Below are 21,118 nucleotides of genomic sequence, written 5' to 3' on the forward strand. Positions count from 1 at the left end.
AAATAACAAACGAATGTTCAGAATAAACAAAATAGCTGTTTTGGGTTCAGGATTAATGGGTTCAGGAATCGCTTCTCATTTGGCAGGATGTGGTTTTGATGTGTTGCTTTTAGATTTAGCTAGTCAAGGACAAAATCAAAATGAACTCACTCAAAAAGCACTTGATAAATGTCTGAACTCTAAACCAAGCCCCATTTATGATAAACAATTTATCAAACGAATTCAAATTGGGAATTTTAATAGCGACCTAAATAAACTAAATTCATGTGATTGGATTATAGAAGCCGTTGTTGAAAATATTGAAATTAAAAAACAATTATATTCAAAAATAGAAGAACATCGGATTCCTGGAAGTTTAGTAAGTACCAATACCTCAGGAATTCCAATCCATATGCTCCTGGAAGGTCGATCAGATGATTTTAAACAACATTTTATAGGTACGCATTTTTTTAATCCACCCCGATACTTGAAACTGCTTGAAATTATTCCAACTCAATTTACTAAAAAGGAAGTCAGCGATTTTTTACTTGAATTTGGCAAAACGTACTTAGGAAAAAAAACAGTTTTATGCAAGGATACTCCTGCATTTATAGCTAATCGAATTGGTGTGGTTAGCATGGCCAAAATTTTTGAATTGGCAGAAGAATTAAATCTTAGCATTTCAGATGTTGATAAATTGACTGGTATAGCAATAGGCAGGCCTAAATCCGGGACATTCAGGTTAACAGATTTAGTTGGATTGGATACTGCTGTTTTTGTTATTAATGGCTTAAAAAAGAATTGTCCGAATGATAATATCATTCAAACCATGCGCGTGCCTGATTTTATAAATTTTCTGGTGGAGCATCAATGGTTTGGCAATAAATCCGGAAAAGGTTTTTATTTAAAATCTGATGAAAAAGACGAAAAAGGAAAAGCCAAATTTTTAAGTTTGGATTTAAAAAATCTGGATTATCGACTGGATCCAAAAAGCAAACTTGAAAGCATCAATATATCAAAACAAATTGATTCACTTCCAAAACGTCTGAATGCATTGCTTAAAATTCAAGATGCAGGTGCACAATTAATCCGAAAATCCCTGGGATTTTTATTTGCTTATGCATCCCATCGAATTCCTGAAATCACGCAGTCGATAGAAGCTATTGATGAAGCCATGAAAAATGGTTTTGGTTGGGAGCTCGGACCCTTTGAAACCTGGGATGCAATCGGTTTGGAAGCAGGTTTAAAGCTGATAGAAGAAGTTTCACAAACTCCTGCACCCTGGGTGTTAAAAATGCTTTCAGAAAATAAAAAGCAGTTTTATAAAAATGAAGATGAAATCCTTTTGGTTTTAGATCCTGAAAATTGCACTTATTATAAACCTAAGGGCCAGGAAAATGAAATAAGATTAAACTATTTTAATCCCAATAAATGTGTTTATAAAAATGACGAACTAAACCTGATTGATATTGGTGATGGCGTACTGTGCGCAGAATTTAAAAGCAAATACAATGCAATTGGGGAAGGCATTTTAAAAGGCCTGCAAGAATCCATTCGCATAGCGGAAGATCAACAATGGAAGGGTCTGGTTATTGGCAACAATGGAACTAATTTTACAGTTGGTGCCAATTTAATGTTGATTGGAATGCTCGCCTTTCAACAAGAATTTGATCAATTGGATATGGCTGTACGTTTATTTCAGCAAACCTCCATGAGATGTCGCTATTCATCCGTACCTGTTGTTATTGCAACACAAGGTTATGTATTTGGTGGCGGCGTGGAATTGTTGATGCATTGTGATGCATCCATTTGCACTGCAGAATCTTACATTGGTTTAGTTGAAATGGGTGTTGGACTTTTACCGGGTGGTGGTGGAACAAAAGAATTTGCTGTTCGACTAAGTGACGAATTAAAAGAAACAGATGTACAAATTCCTCGATTGATTCAACGATTTAGAACACTTGCTACAGCAGCGGTTGCAACATCAGCATTTGAAGCCTATGAATTGGGTTATTTAAATAAAAACAGGGATAGCGTGTCCTTATACAATGGATTACAAATCTATTTAGCAAAACAGAATGTGTTAAAGCTGGCAACCAATTATATTAAACCTACCCAAAGACAGGATATTCAAGTGCTTGGCAGGACAGGTTTAGCAGCACTTTATGCAGCAGCTCACACATTGAAACTTGGAGGATATGCGTCCGATCATGATATTAAAATTGCCCAAAAAATTGGATACGTGTTGTGTGGAGGAGATTTAAGTTATTCTCAAAAAGTTAGCGAAACCTATTTACTGGATTTGGAGCGGGAAGCGTTTTTAAGTTTATGCTCTGAACCTAAAACGCTGGAACGAATCCAGTTTATGTTGGAAAACAACAAACCTTTAAGGAATTAATCCGGAAACCCTCGTTTTGGTTTAGGCCAATTTTCGTATGGATTTGAAATTTTAAACAGAACTAACTGATTGTCAGTATGCTTATTTTAATTAAATTTGTCTTTCGGACCAAATGCTTTTGCTATGAAAACTGAATTTCTAACTCCCGATCTATTCCAACAAACCATTACAAAAACTGCCAGTATTAATGGGGAATCCTTTGAAATTCAGCCTGGTGAAACCATTCTAAGTTTTACAAGAAGATACTTTGACTACAAATTCATTCCAACCTTATGTGATGCGCCAAATCTTGAAGCTTTTGGCGCCTGCAGGGTCTGTAGTGTGGAAGTATCCCGACAGGGACAAAGTCAATCCAGAGTTGTTGCAGCTTGCCATACTCCGGTTGAAGAAGGAATGATCATAACTACGGAATCAGAATCTATCCAAAAGTTACGCAAAAATATTTTGGAATTGGTGCTGACAGATCATCCCTTGGATTGTTTAACCTGTGAGGTCAATGGCAATTGTGAATTACAAGATGTTGCGGCACGTGTAGGCATCCGGAAAGTACGCTATCCCGAAGGAAAAAATCACCTCGATCGGACCAAAGATCTCAGCCATCCCTATATGACCTCTGATCTTTCAAAATGTATTATGTGCTACCGTTGTGTGCGTGCTTGTGATGAAGTACAGGGCCAATTGGTTTTATCTGTGATGGGGCGAGGTTTTGATAGCCAGATTATAAAAGGCATGGACCAGTCGTTCATGAATTCTGATTGTGTAAGTTGCGGTGCCTGTGCGCAAGCATGTCCGACATCTGCCATATCGGATGTATTTCAATCTAAAGCCCTGGTGGGCCAAGATAAAGTGCGAACTGTTTGTACATACTGTGGTGTTGGTTGCAATTTGGAAGTCAGTGTGAAATCAGGAAAGATATTAAGCATTCAAGCCCCATACAATGCAGAAGTAAATGGAGGACATACTTGCTTAAAAGGCCGTTATGCATTTCGGTTTTATAATCATCCGGAGCGTTTGCAATTTCCTATGATTCGAAAAAATGGAGAACTGGTGCGCGTAAGTTGGGATGAGGCCTATGATTACATAGCAAGCACATTGACTGAAATTAAAACAAAATATGGCCCAAATGCTATCGGAGGCATTTCATCTGCCCGATGCACAAATGAAGAGAACTATTTAATGCAGAAATTTATCCGCGCCGTTATTGGCACGAATAATATAGATGGTTGCGCCCGTGTTTGTCATTCTCCAACCGCTTTAGGGATGCAGCGCACTTTTGGAACAGGAGCCGCAACCAATTCAATTGAAGATTTAAAATTAACCACAGCCATTTTAATTATTGGAGCCAATCCAACAGAAGGCCACCCGGTTACGGGATCGAAATTGAGACAACATGCAATGAAAGGAAAAACTACCATTGTAATTGATCCAAGACGCACTGAAATTGCTAAATATGCCACACATCATTTACAATTACGTCCGGGGACCAATGTGGCAGTCCTAAATATGATGTTGTATTATATTGTAAAGGAAAATTTAGTTGATAAAAATTTCATTGATACCCGAACAGAAGGTTTTGAAGATTTCAAAGAAAATATTTTAAAACTCCCCATAGATGAATTAGAAGCGGTATCCGGTGTGCCACGCGAACAAGCTCGTTCAGCAGCAATTGCTTATGCAACAGCGCCGCTGGCCATGGCATTTCATGGATTAGGTGTTACAGAACATTATCAAGGAACCTATACCGTGATGTTGATTGCAGATTTGGCTATGATCACGGGGAATGTTGGCAAACCCGGATGTGGTGTAAATCCATTACGGGGACAAAATAATGTACAGGGAATGGCCGACATGGGTGTTCAACCTTATCAAGCTGCAGGCTATTTTGATGTTACACAACCGGATATTCAAGAGCGCTTTAGTAAATTTTATGGTGCTCCGGTTCCTTCCGAAATTGGTTTAAAAATTCCGGAAATGTATAATGCCGCATTATCCGGAGAGTTTAAAGCACTTTGGATCATGGGTGATGACCTGGTTCAATCAGATCCAAATACAAATAAAGTTATAAAGGCAATTAAATCTTTAGACTTATTAATCGTTCAAGAAATCTTTATGACTGAGACTGCAAAACTGGCCCATGTTGTTTTGCCGGGTGCATCGTTTTTAGAAAAAGAAGGAACCTTTACAAACGGAGAACGCAGAATTCAAAAAGTACAACAGGTTGTAAAGCCCATATGCGAGTCGAAGGTGGATGGTCAAATAATTGTTGATCTCATGAATCGCATGGGTTATAAACAAGCTGATTATGCAGCTAAACCCTTGCTGGAAGAAATTTGTCAGATCGTTCCATTTTTTGCTGGAGTAAAATGGGATGAATTAGGTGACAACGGAAAGCAATGGCCTGTTTTACCTGACGGCACCGACACAAAAATTTTACATATTGATACATTTAAACGCGGTAAAGGAAAATTTGAATTTAAAGAATATGTAGAATCTCCTGAGATTATAGAAAACATGGATGATTTTCCTTTGATACTAACTACAAATCGGGTTTTAGAACATTACAATGCAGGCACCATGACACGTCGCACGGGTAATGTTGAAATCATTCATGAAGATATTGTATTAATCCATCCGAAAGATGCTGAAATTTACGACATTTCCGAAAACGATCCTGTTATTATTGAATCTGCCCGTGGACAGATAAGTATAAAAGCCCATTTAACAGATGAAGTAAAGCAAGGGGTCATCAGTACCACTTTCCATTTTCCGGAACTATTTGTAAACATAGTTACTTCTGATGTTAGCGATAGCATCGCCAAGTGTCCTGAATTTAAAGTAGTGTGTGTTAAAATTCGAAAAGGAAATCTAAATCAACTCAATTAAAGAACGCGATTGGTGCGTATACAAATCCTTTTATTCTGGGTTCTTTTTTGCAGTTTATTAAATTATTCATGCTTTCGTGAAGATTGTAACAATCCAGGGTTCGAATTGATTCTTATAAATTTCACTAATTCAGACTTAGATAGTTTAATTTTCAAAACTTATCAGGCTGGAAGTAATTATACCCTACTTAAAGATTCGATTCGAATCAAAAACAGAAATTGCTTTTCATACCTCACCGGGAGAGATACTCAAACATTAATTTGCGATACTTTATTTAGATGCTCAGAATTAGTAGACATGGAATGGCAGATTGCCGGATCAGGCATTCGAAAACGTATTGCATCTATTTCAATTAAACAATCTCATCAAACACATGGACTTTTAGCCTTTGATCAATGGACATGCCACAATCCTATTTCTTATTTATAAGATTCATTAGAAATGAATATCAACAAATACCAATCCGACTTATTGATACCTATTTATTTTAAAAAATAATATTATAAAAACAATTCTTTGAAAACACAATCATTTATTTATTTATTAATTCTGCTTAGCATGAGCTCTAAATTATTTTCACAAAATACCTTATCCGGTGTTTACTCCCTTCGGGGAATTCGCGAAATGGCAGCTGCTTTTGAATTTAATACGGAAGGCAAGTTTCGATTCTATTATGCATATGGTGCAATTGACCGAAATGCAGAAGGAACTTATACAATAGAAGGAACTAAAATAATTCTAAAGAGTACAAAAGAGGCCGGAAAAGATTTTAATATTAAAAGTCAGTCTCAAAATTCTAATAACTACCGCATTCAGGTAATAGCACCAAACCCCTATTTATTGAAACACATTCGCGCAGCTTGTTTTGTTGGGAAAGAACAAACTGAATACTTTAGTGATGATTCGGGTTTAATTGAAATCGACAAAGCATCCATTGACAGCATTTTTTTACAACATTCGTTGTATCCTGATATTTTTTCAAAAATTAAAGATGAAGAAAATAGGAATACCTTTTTTGAAGTTGAATTAAAACCAAGTTTAGTACAAGTGAGTTTTAAAGGAATCGATTTGGAAATAGCAGGAGATGAATTGCATTGCCTTCCAAATTATTTTTTACCATTTGAAAACATTCGATTTGTGAAAGAATGATCTTAATCTGGAACTAACATGATTCAAAGATCAGGTTCTATACCTAATTGATAATTTACCGTTGAAACACCTAATTTTTAATTTCAATAAAACTGATGGCACATCCACCACCTGGTGCCAATTTAATTTTTAATTTGTCATTGATTTTAACTTTCTTTTGTTCAATTTTATATTCCATTGGAAAATTTTTCCAATCTGCTTTCTCGTCATCTCTATAAATTGTTGCCTGATACTTTTTCTCAGGATCTAAAAAAGATAAATTCACTAAAAATTCTCTGGGCTTCTCATCGGTAATTGCTCCAATAAACCAATTTGATTGGTTCCTTTCTTTTCGGGCCATATATAAAAAATCTCCAGGCTCAGCATCCAATACAATTGTTGTATCCCAATTGGTTGGTACATCTTTTATAAATTGAAATGCATCCATCCGCTTCTCATAATTTTCAATTAAATCGGCTGCCATTTGCAAGGGACTGTACATCGTAACATAAAGTGCCAATTGCTTGCATAAGGTGGTATGAACCTGTTCATTTTTTTTAGGATCGTAGACCTTCATTTTAATTTCAAAAATACCGGGTGTGTAATCCATAGGTCCTCCCAACAATCTTGTAAATGGCAATATGGTTTCATGATCCGGTGGATTTCCAAGACTCCATGCATTGAATTCATTGCCTCGGGCTGCTTCGCAGGCCATTAAATTTGGATAACTGCGATGCAAACCTGTAGGTCGAACCGGTTCATGCACATCCAGCATCAAATGACTGGATGCAGCTTTTTCCAACACCCGATTGTAGTGATTGATCATCCATTGGCCGTCATGATGTTCTCCTCTGGGAATAATTTTACCGACATAACCTGTTTTAATCGCTCCATAATTGTGTCGAGCGGTCAATTGAAATGCTGCATCAAGTTGCCATTCATAATCTGTAACAGCCGCTGAAGTTTCATGGTGCATGATTAATTTTACGTTTCGCGATTTGGCATAATCACTTATGAGTTGCATATCAAAATCAGGATACGATTTTGTAAAATTAAACACATGCTCTAAACCGGAACCATACCAATTTTCCCAGCCGCGATTCCAACCTTCGACGAGTACATAATCCAGTTTGTTTTGAGATGCAAAATCTATATAGCGTTTTACGTTCTCATTGGTTGCACCATGTTTTCCAGATGGATTCAATATATCTGAATCATGGTTCCAATTAATCTTATTTGAATATGACCAACTACTTTTGCCGACATGCATTTCCCACCAAACTCCTACAAATTTTCCAGGCTTTATAAAGTCAGTTTGAACCAATTTAGATGGCTCATTTAAATTTAAAATAACCCGGTTGGTTAATAATTCTCCTGCTTTACGGGCTAATAAAATTACACGCCAGGGGCTCCGATCTCCACTATGCAAATACGCTTTATTTCCATGAGGATCCGGAACTAAATTGCATTTTAAAGTAAAATCGTTTCGATTAACATCCAGGTTCATCGCTGGGTAGTTTATGAGACCGGCTTCATGGATGCTTATAAAATAAGATCCCTTTGCCTTCATGGTGAATGGTGTTTGCACCGTGCTGTCGCTGATTGGAGATTTAAATGAAATGTCATTTTCCTTTCGCTCCTTTAGACAATGAATGTCACTGAGTTTTGTATAACTATAAACAAATTCATTGGTATCGTAATCTCCAGGAATCCAAAATGCTTTATGGTCAGCACTCAAAGGAAAACTGGTTAATTCATCACAAATAATAAAATTACTTAATACCGTACTGTCAGAAAAGAGATAACGAAATCCAAGACCATTATTAAACAATTTAAATTCAATCTGAAAAAGTCGATTTTGATATTTAGCTTGACGTAAACTCACCAGCATTTGGATGTAATCTGAAGCAATTGTCTTTTCTTCTCCCCAAATCGGACTCCACGGCTCACTTTTTGAAATGGTATCAATCCGTTCCAATTCAAAATCTTCATCAAAAGAATCACCGGATGCAATTTGAATTCCCAAACGACCTCTCTTTAAAATGCTTGTATTATCCATATTCAAAGAGTAATAAGGAACCCCTTCCCGGGATAAGTAAAAATTCAATTGAAGCTTTTTATCTGGCGAGAACACATTAAAATACTGATCTGCCAATACTTCCTGATTTATAAAAAATAAGCTGAATAATAAATATAAAAAATTTCTCATGTATTATTGAACTGGAATCCACAAAAATAAAGCAATGAATCAATAAAAGGGGGATAATCAACGAAAATTCGGAGAAACTGAATTTTCGTGAAATGGCACCAATTTAGGATAGGAATTGCATTAGAAATGCTCAACCAAGTGCCTGCCAGCATTAGTAAGCCGAGCCACAGAATATTTTACTTAAGTTTTTGATCCTTTAAAAGTTTCCTAGTAATTTAGAGCGATCTTTTGGGTTTGCGGACACATAAACACCAGCTTGCAACACGATTTATATAATACGATTTTTATAAATGGGTTCAATCCATTGAACCTATCCTAATCAAACGATTTAAATGAGTTTAAAAGACTATTGGATTGGCGATCAATTGCGTGTGATTTCTAAAGACCTCATTGGTCAATTTGTTGGGGAAGATGCATCTGGAAAAGCCCGTTTAAATTATAACAATGAAATTATTTTGGTAAGTGCAGATGACTTGGAATTGTATGCAGAACCTGAACCTTTCATTGAACTGGTAAATCTGGAATCCGAGCCTGTGAAAGGATTTCAGCCATTGCAGAAACAAAAGGCAATCAGCCATGTTATTGATTTACATTACAATGTACTTGCTCCGGAACGGTATCAGGGTAATCCACATGAAAACATTCTCGAATTCCAAATTCAAAAGTGTAAAGAATTTATTGAATTTAGTTTGCAAAGAAGAGTTGGTTACATTCAAATTATCCATGGAAAAGGTCAGGGAATATTAAAAGCCGAAGTTGAAAAATTGCTCAGAAGTTTTGATCAGGTGAGATTTTCTCATAATACTCCGGATGGTGGCGGACTGGAAGTTTTTTTAAAATAAGGTATTCGTATATGGACAAGCATTTGAATTTTACTGTCTGTTTTTTATCTGTATTGGTTTTATTATCCTGCAAACAAAAAACACAGATCAGTCAACCAACGATCGGATATGAGCGCTTGTTATGCGACCAAAACTTAAAATATGTTATAAGCCAAGAGGAGGATATTTTTGAGTTAAACTATAAATATGCCGAATTAGATATCCATTATTATAATGAAACAGAGGTATTCAAGCGACTTGGAACCGATAGCATGACTACCGCAATCAGCTGCCGTCCACTTACTGAAGGTGAGGTCAACTATTTCATTAAAAATCAGGTGCATCCTCGCCACTTTCCATTTGCCGTCGGTGCGATCGGTCTCTTAATAAATAGAAATGCTAAAGACTCAACCATACAGTACGAAGCCTTTGAATCCATTTGTAAAGGACTTCCAGTTAAAAATGCTCCGTTTCATTCGATTGTAATCGAAGATATCGGTTCAGGTATAGCCCATTACCTATTGCAAAAATTTTATTTGGACAGTTTTGGCAAAAACGTATATACTTTAAAAGATAAAGATGCCCTTTTTAACTATTTGACCCAGGATCCAGGAATTATAGCAATCGTAGACTGGTCAGAATTTAGTGATTCAGATGACCGAAAGCAACAGCAGCGTCTTCAGGGTTTGAAACGTTTAGCTATCAGTAGGCCAAAAGATTCACTCCAAATGGGTTATTTACTACCAGACCAATATCTCTTTCAGGATCAAAAATACCCTTTGACCCGCACGCTTTATTTTATCAGTGTTTCAGGTAAATCAGACCTTGGTATTGGTTTTGCCTCTTTTGTCACTGGCGAAATTGGTCAAAAAGTTCTATTAAAGGCTGGTTTATTGCCTTTATTTCAAACAGATCGTTGGATTGAACTTAAATCGAGTCCTTTTAAAGTGGTCGAATAAATTTCTTAATCAAAATTTAACTAAGCCAATCGAACGATTGGAGCTGAATAAACGTCAAACCAAATGAAAGGGAAATGTATCTCTTAAAATTAGAAAAAACTGAAACAATGAAAAATCTTATTTTTGCGCTCATTTTTGATAAAATCAGCTTGATTATGAGAAAGAGTCTGTCTCTTGCAATTGCCTTTGTTTGCATTTTTATGGCTGGAAAAGCCCAAAATCTGCAAGATGGGATCAAACAACTGGAAAACGAGAATTATACAGCCGCATTGGCGACTTTCAATAAACTTGCCGTTTCTGATACAAAAGACCCGATTTACTATTACTATATAGGGGAAGTCTATTACAACCTTGATAATAAATCCGAAGCTCGTAAAGCTTATGATAAAGGTTTAAGCATCAGCTCCAAATGCGATCAATGCCATATTGGCCTTGGAAGGTTAGATATCGATGAAAACAAAGCAGAAGCAGCCAAAAAGCATTTTGAAACTGCATTAAAGGGGAATTCAAAAAACCATCAAATTCAAGCTTTGGTGGGTGCTGCGTACTTATATAATACAAAACCCAATGCTGAAACAGCCCTTAAGTATTTAAACTTAGCCAGAGATTTGAATCCAAAACAATCCAAATACTGGATTTACCTGGGTGATGCTTATCAGGCAAAAGGGGATCTGGGTAATGCCATGACTTCTTATGAAACAGCTATAGAAAAAGATGTAAATGATCCTGAGATCTATGTTAAAATGGCCAGAATTTGGGCTTCAGGACAACAGGTGGACTTAGCAACCCAAAGACTTGAAAATGCCATCAAAATCAAAGCGGATTACGCATTGGCATATAAAGATCTTTATGAATTGTATATCAGGACCCGCAAATTTGAAAAAGTAGTCCCAATCCTTGAAAAATATGTGGCTTTATCCGGTTCAGATATCGATGCAAAAGTTCGCTTGGTAAAATTTTTATGTTATACTGCAAAAGATTACAATCGCGCCATTGAAGAAGGCACTAAAATTATTGAGAGCAATCCGGAACAATATACCATTCACCGTTGGTTAGCCTGGTCTTATTTTGAAGTGAATGATTCTAAAAATTCATTAAATCAAAGTTATTTACTTTTTAATGGAATTAATAAAGATACCGTTGAGCGTAAATCCTATCCTTCCGATTATGAATTTGCAGCTAAAGCCGCTGCTAAATTAAATTTAATGGATACTGCTGCTATGTTTTACAACAAAGTAATTGAACTCCAACCGGAACGCAAACTTGAAATTACTGGTTTATTGGCTAAAGCTTTTTATGATGCAAAGAAATTTGATAAAGCTGAATTCTGGTATCTTGAAAAAGCCAAGCAAGCACCTTTAACAGTTAGTGAATTGGTTTATCTGGGTCTTACCCAAAAAAATCAAAATAAATTATTAGAAGCAGATAGCACCTATGCAACAGTACTTTCTATAAGTCCTAAATATGATTTTGGTTGGTTGACACGGGCACAGATCAATGATTTAATTGATACCTCTACAACCAATAAATTATTTTTAGCAAAGCCTTACTATGAAAAATACATTGAACTTGCTTCAGCGGATCCTGTAAAAAACAAAACCAAATTAATTTATGCCTATACCTATCTGGCTGTTTACAATGTAAAAATTTCAGAATACGATATGGCTAAAAATTATTACAACCTGGTATTAAGTTTAGATCCAAAAGACGAAAAAGCCAATTCAGATTTGAAAATTTTAAATGGGATTAAGAATTAGAGGGATATAGGTGATATTTGATAGGTGATAGGTGATAGGTGATAGTTGATAGTTGATAGGTGATGGTTGATAGTTGATAGAAATAATCATTTTTAATTCTTCCCGCGAGTATGTGGGATCTACACTACTCTCCCCTAATTATTAATTCTTAATTATTAATTTTTAATTACTCACTACCTACAGACTTCCTCTCTACAGACTAATTCACCTAATTTCCGTTTGAAACAATTCCACATCGTTTAGAAAGCCTTTTAATTGATCTCCGATTTGGACTGGACCAACACCTGAGGGGGTTCCGGAATAAATAAGATCTCCCAGGCTGAGTGTAAAAAACTGTGAGAGGTAACTAATGATTTTTTGGATTGGAAATATCATTTCATTGCTGATTCCTTTTTGAATGGTTTGCTCATTTTTTGAAAGGTGGAATTTCAAATTGTCTAGATCCAATTCCTGTATTGGAATCCATTTGCCGACAACTGCTGAATGATCGAAGGCTTTGGCTATTTCCCATGGCAAACCCTTTTCTTTGCATTTTTGTTGTAAATCCCTGGCTGTAAAATCAATTCCAACTGTGATTTCAGATAAATAATTTAATGCTCTGTCTTCAGGTATGCTTCTCCCCTTTTTTCCGATTTTATAAACCAACTCAATTTCGTGGTGAAGGTCTTTAGTGAAATTGGGATAATAAAATGCTTTGTTGTTTTGCAATAAGGCCGTTACCGGTTTCATAAATACAACCGGATCTTGTGGTACAGGATTATTGAGTTCTTTGGCATGATCGGAATAGTTTCTGCCTATGCAAAATATTTTCATGATTTAGAAATTCGGTAATAAATGAACATTACAAACTATGAATAATAAATCGACCTTCTAACAATTTAAAATCAATTCATTTTAATTACTTAAACCGGTTAACATTTTTACTTCACGAACCGTTTCTGCAGCACGGGCTCGAATTCTACCAACTGATTGCTTTAATGAATCTTTAATTGCTTTACGATCTTCCAGAAGTTCTTTTTTTCGCTCTTGCAATGGCAAAACCATTTTAATAATTGAATCCGCCACGGCTTCCTTTAATTCACTGTAGGGAAGCTGTTGTTGTAAATACCGATTCAGAAGTTCGCTGTAATCCGGAGATTTACTTGCCTTTAACAGGCTGAATAAATTGCTAATTCCGAGACTCATTTCACCTGCTTTGGTTTCACCTGTATCGGTAACTGCTGAGCGAATTTGTTTGCGAATCATTTCTTCCGATCCGAAAACATCAATATAATGTTTTTCCCCAGCACTGGCACTCATTTTACGGTTAGGATCCGCTGTAGAAAGCACTTTTGATACTTCAGTATATAAAGGTTCAGGTAATCTGAAATAGTTTTTACCACAAACTGAATTAAATCGGTCAGCTATATTTCTGGTCAATTCCAGGTGTTGATCCTGATCTTTTCCAACCGGTACATAATCTGCGCGATAGATGAGAATATCTGCGGCTTGCAGAACCGGATAAGTAAACAACCCGGCAGAAATAAAATCATCCTTCGCTTTTTCTTTAACCTGCGACGACTTGTCTTTGAATTGTGTCATCCGGCTGAGTTCGCCATAGCTGCAACTGCAGCCCAGGATCCAGGCTAATTCTGCATGCTCTGGAATCATCGACTGAATAAATAAATTCTCAGGTAATATTCCGCAAGCCAATAAATTAGTTGCAAGATCCCAAACGTTTTCTTTGAGTTTAATTGGGTTGTAGGGCATTGTAATTGCATGGTAGTCAACAATGCAATAAATGCAATCATATTCTTGTTGCAAACGAACCCAATTTTCTATTGCACCAAAATACCTACCTAAATGGAGTTTACCGGTTGGTTGAATACCGCTCAGTATAATTTTTTTTGAATCAGTCATGGGAATTAAAGATTATTGATATGCAATACAAGAAATTTCAACATTTACCAATCTTGGAAGATTGGCTACTTCAACCAATTCGCGAGCCGGAGGATCCGCTTTAGGGAAATAGGTAGCGTACACGGCATTGATTGCACTAAACTGCTTAATGTCTTTTACAAAAACACTGCATTTAACTACATGACTAAAATCCATATCAGCAGCTTTTAAAATAGCTTGAATATTATCCAGTACACGATGTGTTTCTTCTTCAATGGTTCTCAATTGGAGTTCTCCGGATACTGGATCTAATGCGATTTGACCTGAAACATAAAGTGTCTGACCAACCTGGATGGCCTGACTGTATGGGCCAATCGGCTTTGGTGCGTTTTCTGTAAAAATTACTTTTTTCATAGTATGCGAATGATTGTAAAACACAAAAAGCTCCTCATCAATCAATGGGAGCTTTTTAGATTTATTTTTAAAAGGGATTAGGCTTCTGCTGATTCTTTGGCTGCTCCCTGAATTACCACATTGCCTTTATAATATAATGCACCGTCATACCAATGTGCATGGTGCATAATATGTGTAGCTCCTGTGGTTTTGCAGGTAGTCAATTGTGGAGTTTCCGCTTTATAATGCGTTCTTCTCTTTCTTTTTCTTTGTTTGGAGTGTCTCCATTTAGGATTTGGCATAATCCGCTTTTTTTAATCAATTAGTATTTAAATTTTTAAGACTTTCCCAAACTGAATTATCAGAGTGGAGGCCTTCTTCATGTTGTATTCTGTCAAGAATATCATTATTGCAAGGAGGATTTTCCATGTTTTCACAATCCAACGCCTGAATTAATGGTAAAGACAGAATCAAATAGTCATAAACGATAGGCGCCATGTTTAATTCATGATCTTCCGGATGCAGAAAAATCAATTCCGGATCTTCAGATTCTTCGGTTCCATTTTTCACATAAATCGTGAAGGATTTATTGATTGGAATTTCAATATCTGCAAGACAGCGATCACAGGTTGAACCATAACTCCCTGTAAAATGCAAAGAAATAACTGAAACGTCGTCCCGATTATCCAATTGCATTTTTACGTTAAAATGACCATCCGTTATGATACTTGCTTCAAAATGTTTTAAAAACTCGGAACCAACCGACCAATTAAACTGGTGAGTTCCGCTTTGAAGGCTTCTCAAGGGGATAATATATTCTCTTAACGCACCCATAAAAGAACGTTTTCAAAAATGGAATGCAAATTTACACAGATTCCACAGATTATTAGGGTATTAACTAATTTTTTTGAAGCTCCAGACGGGACTAAACAGATGATTTTAGGCATACTTTCAAAAAATGAAATTATATATATTTTTATCTAATGTGTAAATATTTATTTTAAAGTTACTTATATTAAATTTATTCCAAACGTTGCCTATTCCTGACAAACAATAACCATCCACTTATGATGCCCAGATTGAAATCACATTTTAATTAGCTGGCATTTAATGATTTTTCAAACTTTCAATTTGCTTTAATAAATTTATAAACATATTGCCGGCCTTCTAATTCGATGGTAAGCCAATAGATCCCGGCTTGAAATGAACTAAGCTGTAATTGTTGTCCTTGCCAAGAAACCGGCATTTTTAAACCTAAGTGATTATAAATATTAATTTTATACATATATAAATTATTAATATTATCAATGCTGAGCAGATCTCCTGCCGGATTTGGAATTAAATTCAAGGATAATGGATTGTTTTCTTTGACCCGAACCGGCTGACAATTTAAACGGTTAATTCGCAACCACATTTGATTGCAAAGCACGATTGGCACATCGTCGCTGCCCAATCCACCTGCTTCACCCATACGCAACACAATAAGATTTTGACTGGGTACCACACATAAGATTTGGCCATTTTTTCCAATTGCTGCAAACATATCGCTGGGTGCTTCGGGACAATAAGAACCTGGAAAAACCAATTGCAATCCAGGCAACATAAACGAAGCTTGACCATTTAACCACCAGAGGTATCCATAAGATTTATTAATTGATTGAGAGGGATGCACCATCTCATCAAAATAAAAAGGATCATTCAATAAATCATTGGAATCCCAAATTCCCTTATTCAAAATAAGCAAACCAAATCGTGCCATGCTGCGGGCATTGCTGAGGTATACATTATCGTAGCCGGATGTAATCCACAATCCGTTCATTCCCGTTTTTGATTTTAATTTAGACTGGATGTATAAATTTTCATTCATACCAGTCGCTTGTTCCAATACATCCCGAATGAGTGTATAGGGTGCATTGTGATAAGCCCATCGTTTTCCAGGATCGGTTTTATAGATAAGACATTCAGGTTTGGTGCAGTGGTTGTCTGAAACTCCATCATCCAATCCACTAGTCATCGTTAACAGGTTGCGGATTGTTATTTTTTGTTCTTGTTCCGGACTACAATCAGTCCAGTCAGACCCTAAGTATTTTGAAACAGAATCTGATAATTTTAATTTTGATTCGGATTGAGCAATCCCTGTTAAAAAAGCAGTCAATGTTTTACCTGCGGATGCCCAATACCAAAGGGAATCTTTGCTAAACTGATCGAAGTATTTTTCAAGTACAATTTTGCCATCTTTAAGAATGATAAATGCTTTAGATTCTTCCGCATCCAAATATTGATATAACGCATTGATACTATCTGCACACCATCCAAGTGACTCCGGGCGGATGGTTTCCCATTGATCCCCACTTAATGGTGGAAAATAAAGACTTTGAGCATTGGATGGAGTCAAAGAAAAAAACATGCAGAATACAGTTGATGCCAATAAAAATTTCATCTTAGATACTTTTAATTTTGACTCTAATGACTTGGAAAAGTAAAAATAAAAACTATATTTGAGGATTGAATTTAATTAACCTAAAACTTTTATTATGAAAGCAAAATTCTATTATTTACTCCTTATTGGATTTGTACTCGTTTTTGGTTCTTGCAGCAAATCTCGTGATTTGACTTGTCCAAGTTTTAAAGAAAAAAGAAATTTTGATATAAGTTTTGATTTTCTTAAAACACACAAATCACATACTAAGCATAAACCAAGCAGCCGCACCGTTGCAAAAAACAATTCTGTTCAAGGATTTTACAACGAGCCAATTGCAGTTGAAGGAATTGACAAAATAGCTCCTTCTATTTCAGGGCTTACTGCTTCTACTTCCAATGAAATTATACTGCCTGAATTTTCTCATTCAATCACCAAAGCTAAATCAGTAGGAACAGCTTCTAATGAAAAAACTCCAGTCCTTCAAAAACTAAGTTTGAAGGAAAAAGCTAAACTTTATGTTGCTAAAAAAGTTATCGAAAAGCAACTAAAAAAATTAGACCAACAACAAGACCAGTTAAGCAATGCTGATTTGGATGATCATCCAGCAGGTGGAGGGAAAAGCCAATTGATTGCTTTATTACTGTGCATTTTTGTTGGTGGTTTAGGTATTCACCGTTTTTATTTGGGATATACCACGATAGGCATCATTCAATTAATAACCTTAGGCGGATGTGGAATTTGGGCTCTTATCGATTTAATCCGCATTATCACTGGTGACTTACAGCCAAAAAATGGCAATTATACCGAAACGCTTTAATCTTAAATTTTGATTAAAAAACCGTACGTTTTTAGTACGATCAAATTGGCAGGCTTTAGCATCTTGATCATTACATTGATGCTGTTGCCTGCCGATTTTTTTGATACCGGCACACCCATCTGTCTTTTTACCAGGTTATCAGGTTATTCTTGTTATGGATGCGGTATGACCCGCGCAATTATGCATCTCCTGCATTTTAATTTTTCAACTGCCTGGAATTTCAACAAACTTTCATTTATTGTTTTTCCGCTATTAGTTTACGTTTTTGGCAGCTGGTTTTTCAAAGAGTTAAAATTGATTCGTTCAAATTGAACTTCAGAAACTAAGAATTGCAAAATTTTAATTAAATCAAAACTTTTAACTCTGTAGTTTCTTACGGATTCAAGGGATGAATCCAACAATTATAAAAAGTATTTATTATTTACGGTGTGTCCCTCAAGACCATAAAAAAATATTCATATTCAAACTAAGGATGGTATTATGTCATGCCTTGATTTAGTTAGCATTTTAAAACTCCATACACAAATAAAATTCCAGGATTAATAAACAGATCAAGGCTTGCAATCAAAAGCAATTTTTATTAATAAACTTTGGCAAGAATTTAGAAATATTGTTCTGCTTGTTTTTCCTTTTCAAATTCAAACAAAAAAAAAGCCTTCCAGTAAACTGAAAGGCTTTTATAAATTTTTTAATTAAGTCCTAGAAATGGTACCAAAGGCCGAAACCTAAAGAGCTCATATCAAGATTTAAACCGAAAGCATTTACAGCATCGCCACCATCTGGTTTTTGAGAAGAATATCCCAAACCACCAAAATAAGCATTGATAGACCATTTGTCTGCCAACATGTAGGATACACCTGGGCTAATACCAATGTCTAACTGAGTCCATTTGGAATCACTGTTAGCTAACTCTCTTTTATTAGAAGTAAATCCAATGCCAGGAGCTAAATAAACATATACGTTATCTCCAAAATGCCATCCATAGCGGAATTCAGCTCCAATACCAAAGCCGGTATCTTTGATGTCATCCGTTTTGTCATCATGGCTGCTGTAATTGATACCAACGACGATTGCGCTGTTATCATTCAACCAATATCCTAAAGATGGGCCTAAATTGAATTGGCTCACTTCATGATCATTATTAAAACCAGCATCATTGCTGTTAAATCCTAAATCAAGACCTAGAAACATTTTGCCTTGTGCTTGAGCACCTGTGCTCATAAGACCTAAAAACAGAACGAACAGTAAAAGTTGTTTTTTCATACTTGCGTAAGTTTTTCGTGAATAAAAAGAGTTTAAACCCTGCAAGTTTAGCCCTTTCAATTTTAATAACAAAACTTTTATTAAACTTTTTTATGGATGTTTCAAGCTGAATGTCAGGCAGTATGCTTCTAAAAGCGTAAATTTTAATCTAAAATATTGATAATTATTAAGTTAATTATTTGAAAAAGCTAAAAATAAATACCCGACAATTTCAATAAAATTTAACAATCAGTCGAAAATGAGGTCTCTGGAATTTTTAATAACTTGTTTTTAGTCGGGATTCCTGTTCAAACCGTTCGATGGCCAGACCAATCAGTCGATCCAATAATTCCGGATAGGGAATGCCGCTGTATTCCCACATTTTAGGATACATGCTAATTTTGGTAAAACCTGGCATTGTATTTATTTCATTGACTAACAATCGATTATCAGGTGTAAGGAATAAATCTACCCTACCCAATCCCTCACAGCACAACACTTTAAAACTCTTAACTGCCAATTCCTGGACTCGTTTTATAGTCTCCTGGTCCAAATTTGCAGGAATTTCAGTTCGGGCACCCTGGGAATCCAGGTATTTGGCATCATAAGAATAAAAGTCCTTTTGAGCGATGACTTCTCCGGGAATTGAAGCAATTGGATTTTGATTTCCCAAAACAGCGCATTCAATTTCACGTGCCTTTATAAATTCTTCTACAATTACTTTAGTATCAAATTGAAAAGCCAGCTCAAGTGCTGCCTGATATTCAGTTTCTGAATTTACTTTAGAAATCCCAACAGATGAACCCAGGTTTGCAGGTTTAATAAAAAGTGGCCTGCCCAATTGCGATTGGATTGTATTAAAATCCGGTGCGTTCTCAATTCCATGAATTGATACAAACTTACCGATAGGTATGTTTGCGTCCCTGAGTAATCTTTTCATCACATCCTTATCCATACCAACTGCTGAACCCAATACTCCGGGACCTACAAACGGAATGTTTGCAAGTTTTAATAATCCCTGGACGGTTCCATCCTCTCCAAATGGACCATGTAGGATGGGAAATACGACATCCAATTTCGCTTCATTAGGACCCAAACCCGAAACAACTCCATCACTTTGAGGATGAAGTGAGATCTGCTTCAATTCGGGCTGATTCAAATTTGGTAATACCGCTTGTTGATTTAATAGCCACATTGCATCTTGATGACTGACCCATTTGCCACTTTTATCGATAGCCATTAAAACCGCCTCGTACTTATTCTTGTCTAAGGCCTGGTAAATATTTTTAGCCGATTGAACTGAGATTTCATGTTCAGCGGATTTGCCTCCAAATAGGATTCCAACGCGCATTTTTTTCGGATTCATAGATCGAATTTAAAAACAAAGATAAAACATATTAAAAATAATTTTAATATATTAATTGGATTAAGTGTAAAAACTACGGAATCTTCTGAATTGAAATTGATGCCTTGAATTGATTGAATATCTTTGCATTTAAATATGACCCAATTATATATAATTGCCCGCCCGAATGGTGCGGGTAAAACAACTGCATCTTTTTCAATTTTACCAGGTATTTTAGGAATTAATGAATTTGTGAATGCAGATGAAATAGCTCGCGGCTTATCCCCTTTTAATCCAGAGTCTGTTTCTATAAAGTCAGGTAAAATAATGTTAAACAGGATTGATGAATTGATCTCAATTAACTCCAATTACGCATTTGAAACCACCTTATCTTCAAAATCGTTTTACCGAACCATTCAAAAAGCCCAAAGGCTGCAATACTATGTTACTTTAGTTTTCTTTTATCTAGAATCTCCTGAGCTAGCAATACAAAGAGTAAATAATCGAATTCTTGAAGGAGGGCACTCAATACCAGAATCTATCATCGTAAGACGGTATCACAAAGGTCTTGATAACTTATTAAATATATATTTAAAACAGGTTGATAAATGGTTGATATTTGACAATTCTAATATTACGCTTAACTTTGTTGCAGAAGGTTCTTCTTTTAATCAACCAAATATTTACAATCCTATTACCTGGAATAAATTAAATACACAATGGAAAAAACACAAAAATATTCGGAATTAGGAAATAAAATTTTTGAAGGCTTAAAATTAGCTTTGTTAAAATTAGCGGAAGATAAAAAACGAAATCATAAAACCTTAGTCATCTCAGAAAATGGTAAGATTATACTACTTAAACTGTAATCGTGGTTAAGGAATCGC

General features: G+C 35.8%; 18 protein-coding genes. 9 read left to right on the forward strand and 9 right to left on the reverse strand.

Features of this window, described 5'->3' with window-relative positions:
• Nucleotides 1–13: 13 nt before the first annotated feature.
• The 3 genes from IPJ80_02420 to IPJ80_02430 all read left to right on the forward strand — a co-directional run bounded on the left by IPJ80_02420 (nt 14) and on the right by IPJ80_02430 (nt 6,409).
• The gene (locus IPJ80_02420; GenBank protein MBK7912335.1) at nt 14–2,377 is read left to right on the forward strand and encodes an enoyl-CoA hydratase/isomerase family protein; all 2,364 of its coding nucleotides are present in this window, start codon (nt 14–16) and stop codon (nt 2,375–2,377) included.
• Nucleotides 2,378–2,500: 123 nt separating this feature from the next.
• A complete protein-coding gene (fdhF, locus tag IPJ80_02425) occupies nt 2,501–5,260 on the forward strand; it encodes a formate dehydrogenase subunit alpha (protein ID MBK7912336.1) in 2,760 nt (919 codons plus the stop codon).
• A gap of 558 nt (nt 5,261–5,818) precedes the next feature.
• Nucleotides 5,819–6,409, forward strand: a complete 591-nt coding sequence (locus tag IPJ80_02430) for a hypothetical protein (GenBank protein ID MBK7912337.1) — start codon at nt 5,819–5,821, stop codon at nt 6,407–6,409.
• A gap of 70 nt (nt 6,410–6,479) precedes the next feature.
• Here IPJ80_02430 and IPJ80_02435 read toward each other — a convergent pair whose 3' ends face one another.
• On the reverse strand, nt 6,480–8,597 hold the full coding sequence (locus IPJ80_02435; protein ID MBK7912338.1) for a glycoside hydrolase family 97 protein: 2,118 nt from the start codon (nt 8,595–8,597) through the stop codon (nt 6,480–6,482).
• Between the two features lie 332 nt (nt 8,598–8,929).
• Here IPJ80_02435 and IPJ80_02440 point away from each other — a divergent pair, with 332 nt between their 5' ends.
• The 3 genes from IPJ80_02440 to IPJ80_02450 all read left to right on the forward strand — a co-directional run bounded on the left by IPJ80_02440 (nt 8,930) and on the right by IPJ80_02450 (nt 12,134).
• Nucleotides 8,930–9,439, forward strand: coding sequence for a Smr/MutS family protein (locus tag IPJ80_02440; GenBank protein MBK7912339.1), 510 nt, complete (start codon nt 8,930–8,932; stop codon nt 9,437–9,439).
• Nucleotides 9,440–9,450: 11 nt separating this feature from the next.
• Entirely contained in the window at nt 9,451–10,377 is a 927-nt protein-coding gene (locus IPJ80_02445) for a substrate-binding domain-containing protein (GenBank protein ID MBK7912340.1), read from the forward strand.
• A gap of 107 nt (nt 10,378–10,484) precedes the next feature.
• The gene (locus IPJ80_02450; GenBank protein ID MBK7912341.1) at nt 10,485–12,134 is read left to right on the forward strand and encodes a tetratricopeptide repeat protein; all 1,650 of its coding nucleotides are present in this window, start codon (nt 10,485–10,487) and stop codon (nt 12,132–12,134) included.
• Nucleotides 12,135–12,338: 204 nt separating this feature from the next.
• On the opposite strand, the gene IPJ80_02455 is transcribed toward IPJ80_02450, so the two are convergent.
• The 6 genes from IPJ80_02455 to IPJ80_02480 all read right to left on the reverse strand — a co-directional run bounded on the left by IPJ80_02455 (nt 12,339) and on the right by IPJ80_02480 (nt 16,812).
• Nucleotides 12,339–12,947, reverse strand: a complete 609-nt coding sequence (locus IPJ80_02455; GenBank protein MBK7912342.1) for a fumarylacetoacetate hydrolase family protein — start codon at nt 12,945–12,947, stop codon at nt 12,339–12,341.
• 81 nt (nt 12,948–13,028) lie between these two features.
• Entirely contained in the window at nt 13,029–14,033 is a 1,005-nt protein-coding gene (gene trpS / locus IPJ80_02460) for a tryptophan--tRNA ligase (GenBank protein ID MBK7912343.1), read from the reverse strand.
• 12 nt (nt 14,034–14,045) lie between these two features.
• Nucleotides 14,046–14,426, reverse strand: a complete 381-nt coding sequence (locus IPJ80_02465) for a RidA family protein (GenBank protein MBK7912344.1) — start codon at nt 14,424–14,426, stop codon at nt 14,046–14,048.
• A 77-nt stretch (nt 14,427–14,503) separates the two neighbouring features.
• On the reverse strand, nt 14,504–14,707 hold the full coding sequence (rpmF, locus tag IPJ80_02470) for a 50S ribosomal protein L32 (GenBank protein MBK7912345.1): 204 nt from the start codon (nt 14,705–14,707) through the stop codon (nt 14,504–14,506).
• Between the two features lie 16 nt (nt 14,708–14,723).
• The gene (locus IPJ80_02475) at nt 14,724–15,239 is read right to left on the reverse strand and encodes a DUF177 domain-containing protein (protein MBK7912346.1); all 516 of its coding nucleotides are present in this window, start codon (nt 15,237–15,239) and stop codon (nt 14,724–14,726) included.
• Between the two features lie 292 nt (nt 15,240–15,531).
• Nucleotides 15,532–16,812 (reverse strand): serine hydrolase, encoded by a 1,281-nt coding sequence (locus tag IPJ80_02480; protein MBK7912347.1) that lies wholly within the window; start codon nt 16,810–16,812, stop codon nt 15,532–15,534.
• Nucleotides 16,813–16,939: 127 nt separating this feature from the next.
• Between IPJ80_02480 and IPJ80_02485 the strand changes: the two genes are divergently transcribed.
• Both IPJ80_02485 and IPJ80_02490 read left to right on the forward strand, forming a co-directional pair.
• The gene (locus IPJ80_02485; GenBank protein ID MBK7912348.1) at nt 16,940–17,644 is read left to right on the forward strand and encodes a TM2 domain-containing protein; all 705 of its coding nucleotides are present in this window, start codon (nt 16,940–16,942) and stop codon (nt 17,642–17,644) included.
• A 9-nt stretch (nt 17,645–17,653) separates the two neighbouring features.
• The gene (locus tag IPJ80_02490) at nt 17,654–17,956 is read left to right on the forward strand and encodes a DUF2752 domain-containing protein (GenBank protein MBK7912349.1); all 303 of its coding nucleotides are present in this window, start codon (nt 17,654–17,656) and stop codon (nt 17,954–17,956) included.
• Nucleotides 17,957–18,343: 387 nt separating this feature from the next.
• Here the strand turns inward: IPJ80_02490 and IPJ80_02495 are convergent, their stop codons facing one another.
• Together IPJ80_02495 and ddlA are read right to left on the reverse strand one after the other, a co-directional pair.
• Nucleotides 18,344–18,907 carry an outer membrane beta-barrel protein gene (locus IPJ80_02495; GenBank protein ID MBK7912350.1) on the reverse strand — a complete coding sequence of 188 codons (564 nt, stop codon included), beginning with the start codon at nt 18,905–18,907 and terminating at the stop codon, nt 18,344–18,346.
• A 256-nt stretch (nt 18,908–19,163) separates the two neighbouring features.
• Nucleotides 19,164–20,252 carry a D-alanine--D-alanine ligase gene (gene ddlA / locus IPJ80_02500; protein MBK7912351.1) on the reverse strand — a complete coding sequence of 363 codons (1,089 nt, stop codon included), beginning with the start codon at nt 20,250–20,252 and terminating at the stop codon, nt 19,164–19,166.
• A 135-nt stretch (nt 20,253–20,387) separates the two neighbouring features.
• Here ddlA and IPJ80_02505 point away from each other — a divergent pair, with 135 nt between their 5' ends.
• Nucleotides 20,388–20,981 (forward strand): zeta toxin family protein, encoded by a 594-nt coding sequence (locus tag IPJ80_02505; GenBank protein MBK7912352.1) that lies wholly within the window; start codon nt 20,388–20,390, stop codon nt 20,979–20,981.
• Nucleotides 20,982–21,118 lie beyond the last annotated feature (137 nt).

Source organism: Saprospiraceae bacterium (assembly GCA_016714025.1).
Taxonomy (GTDB): Bacteria; Bacteroidota; Bacteroidia; order Chitinophagales; family Saprospiraceae; genus Vicinibacter.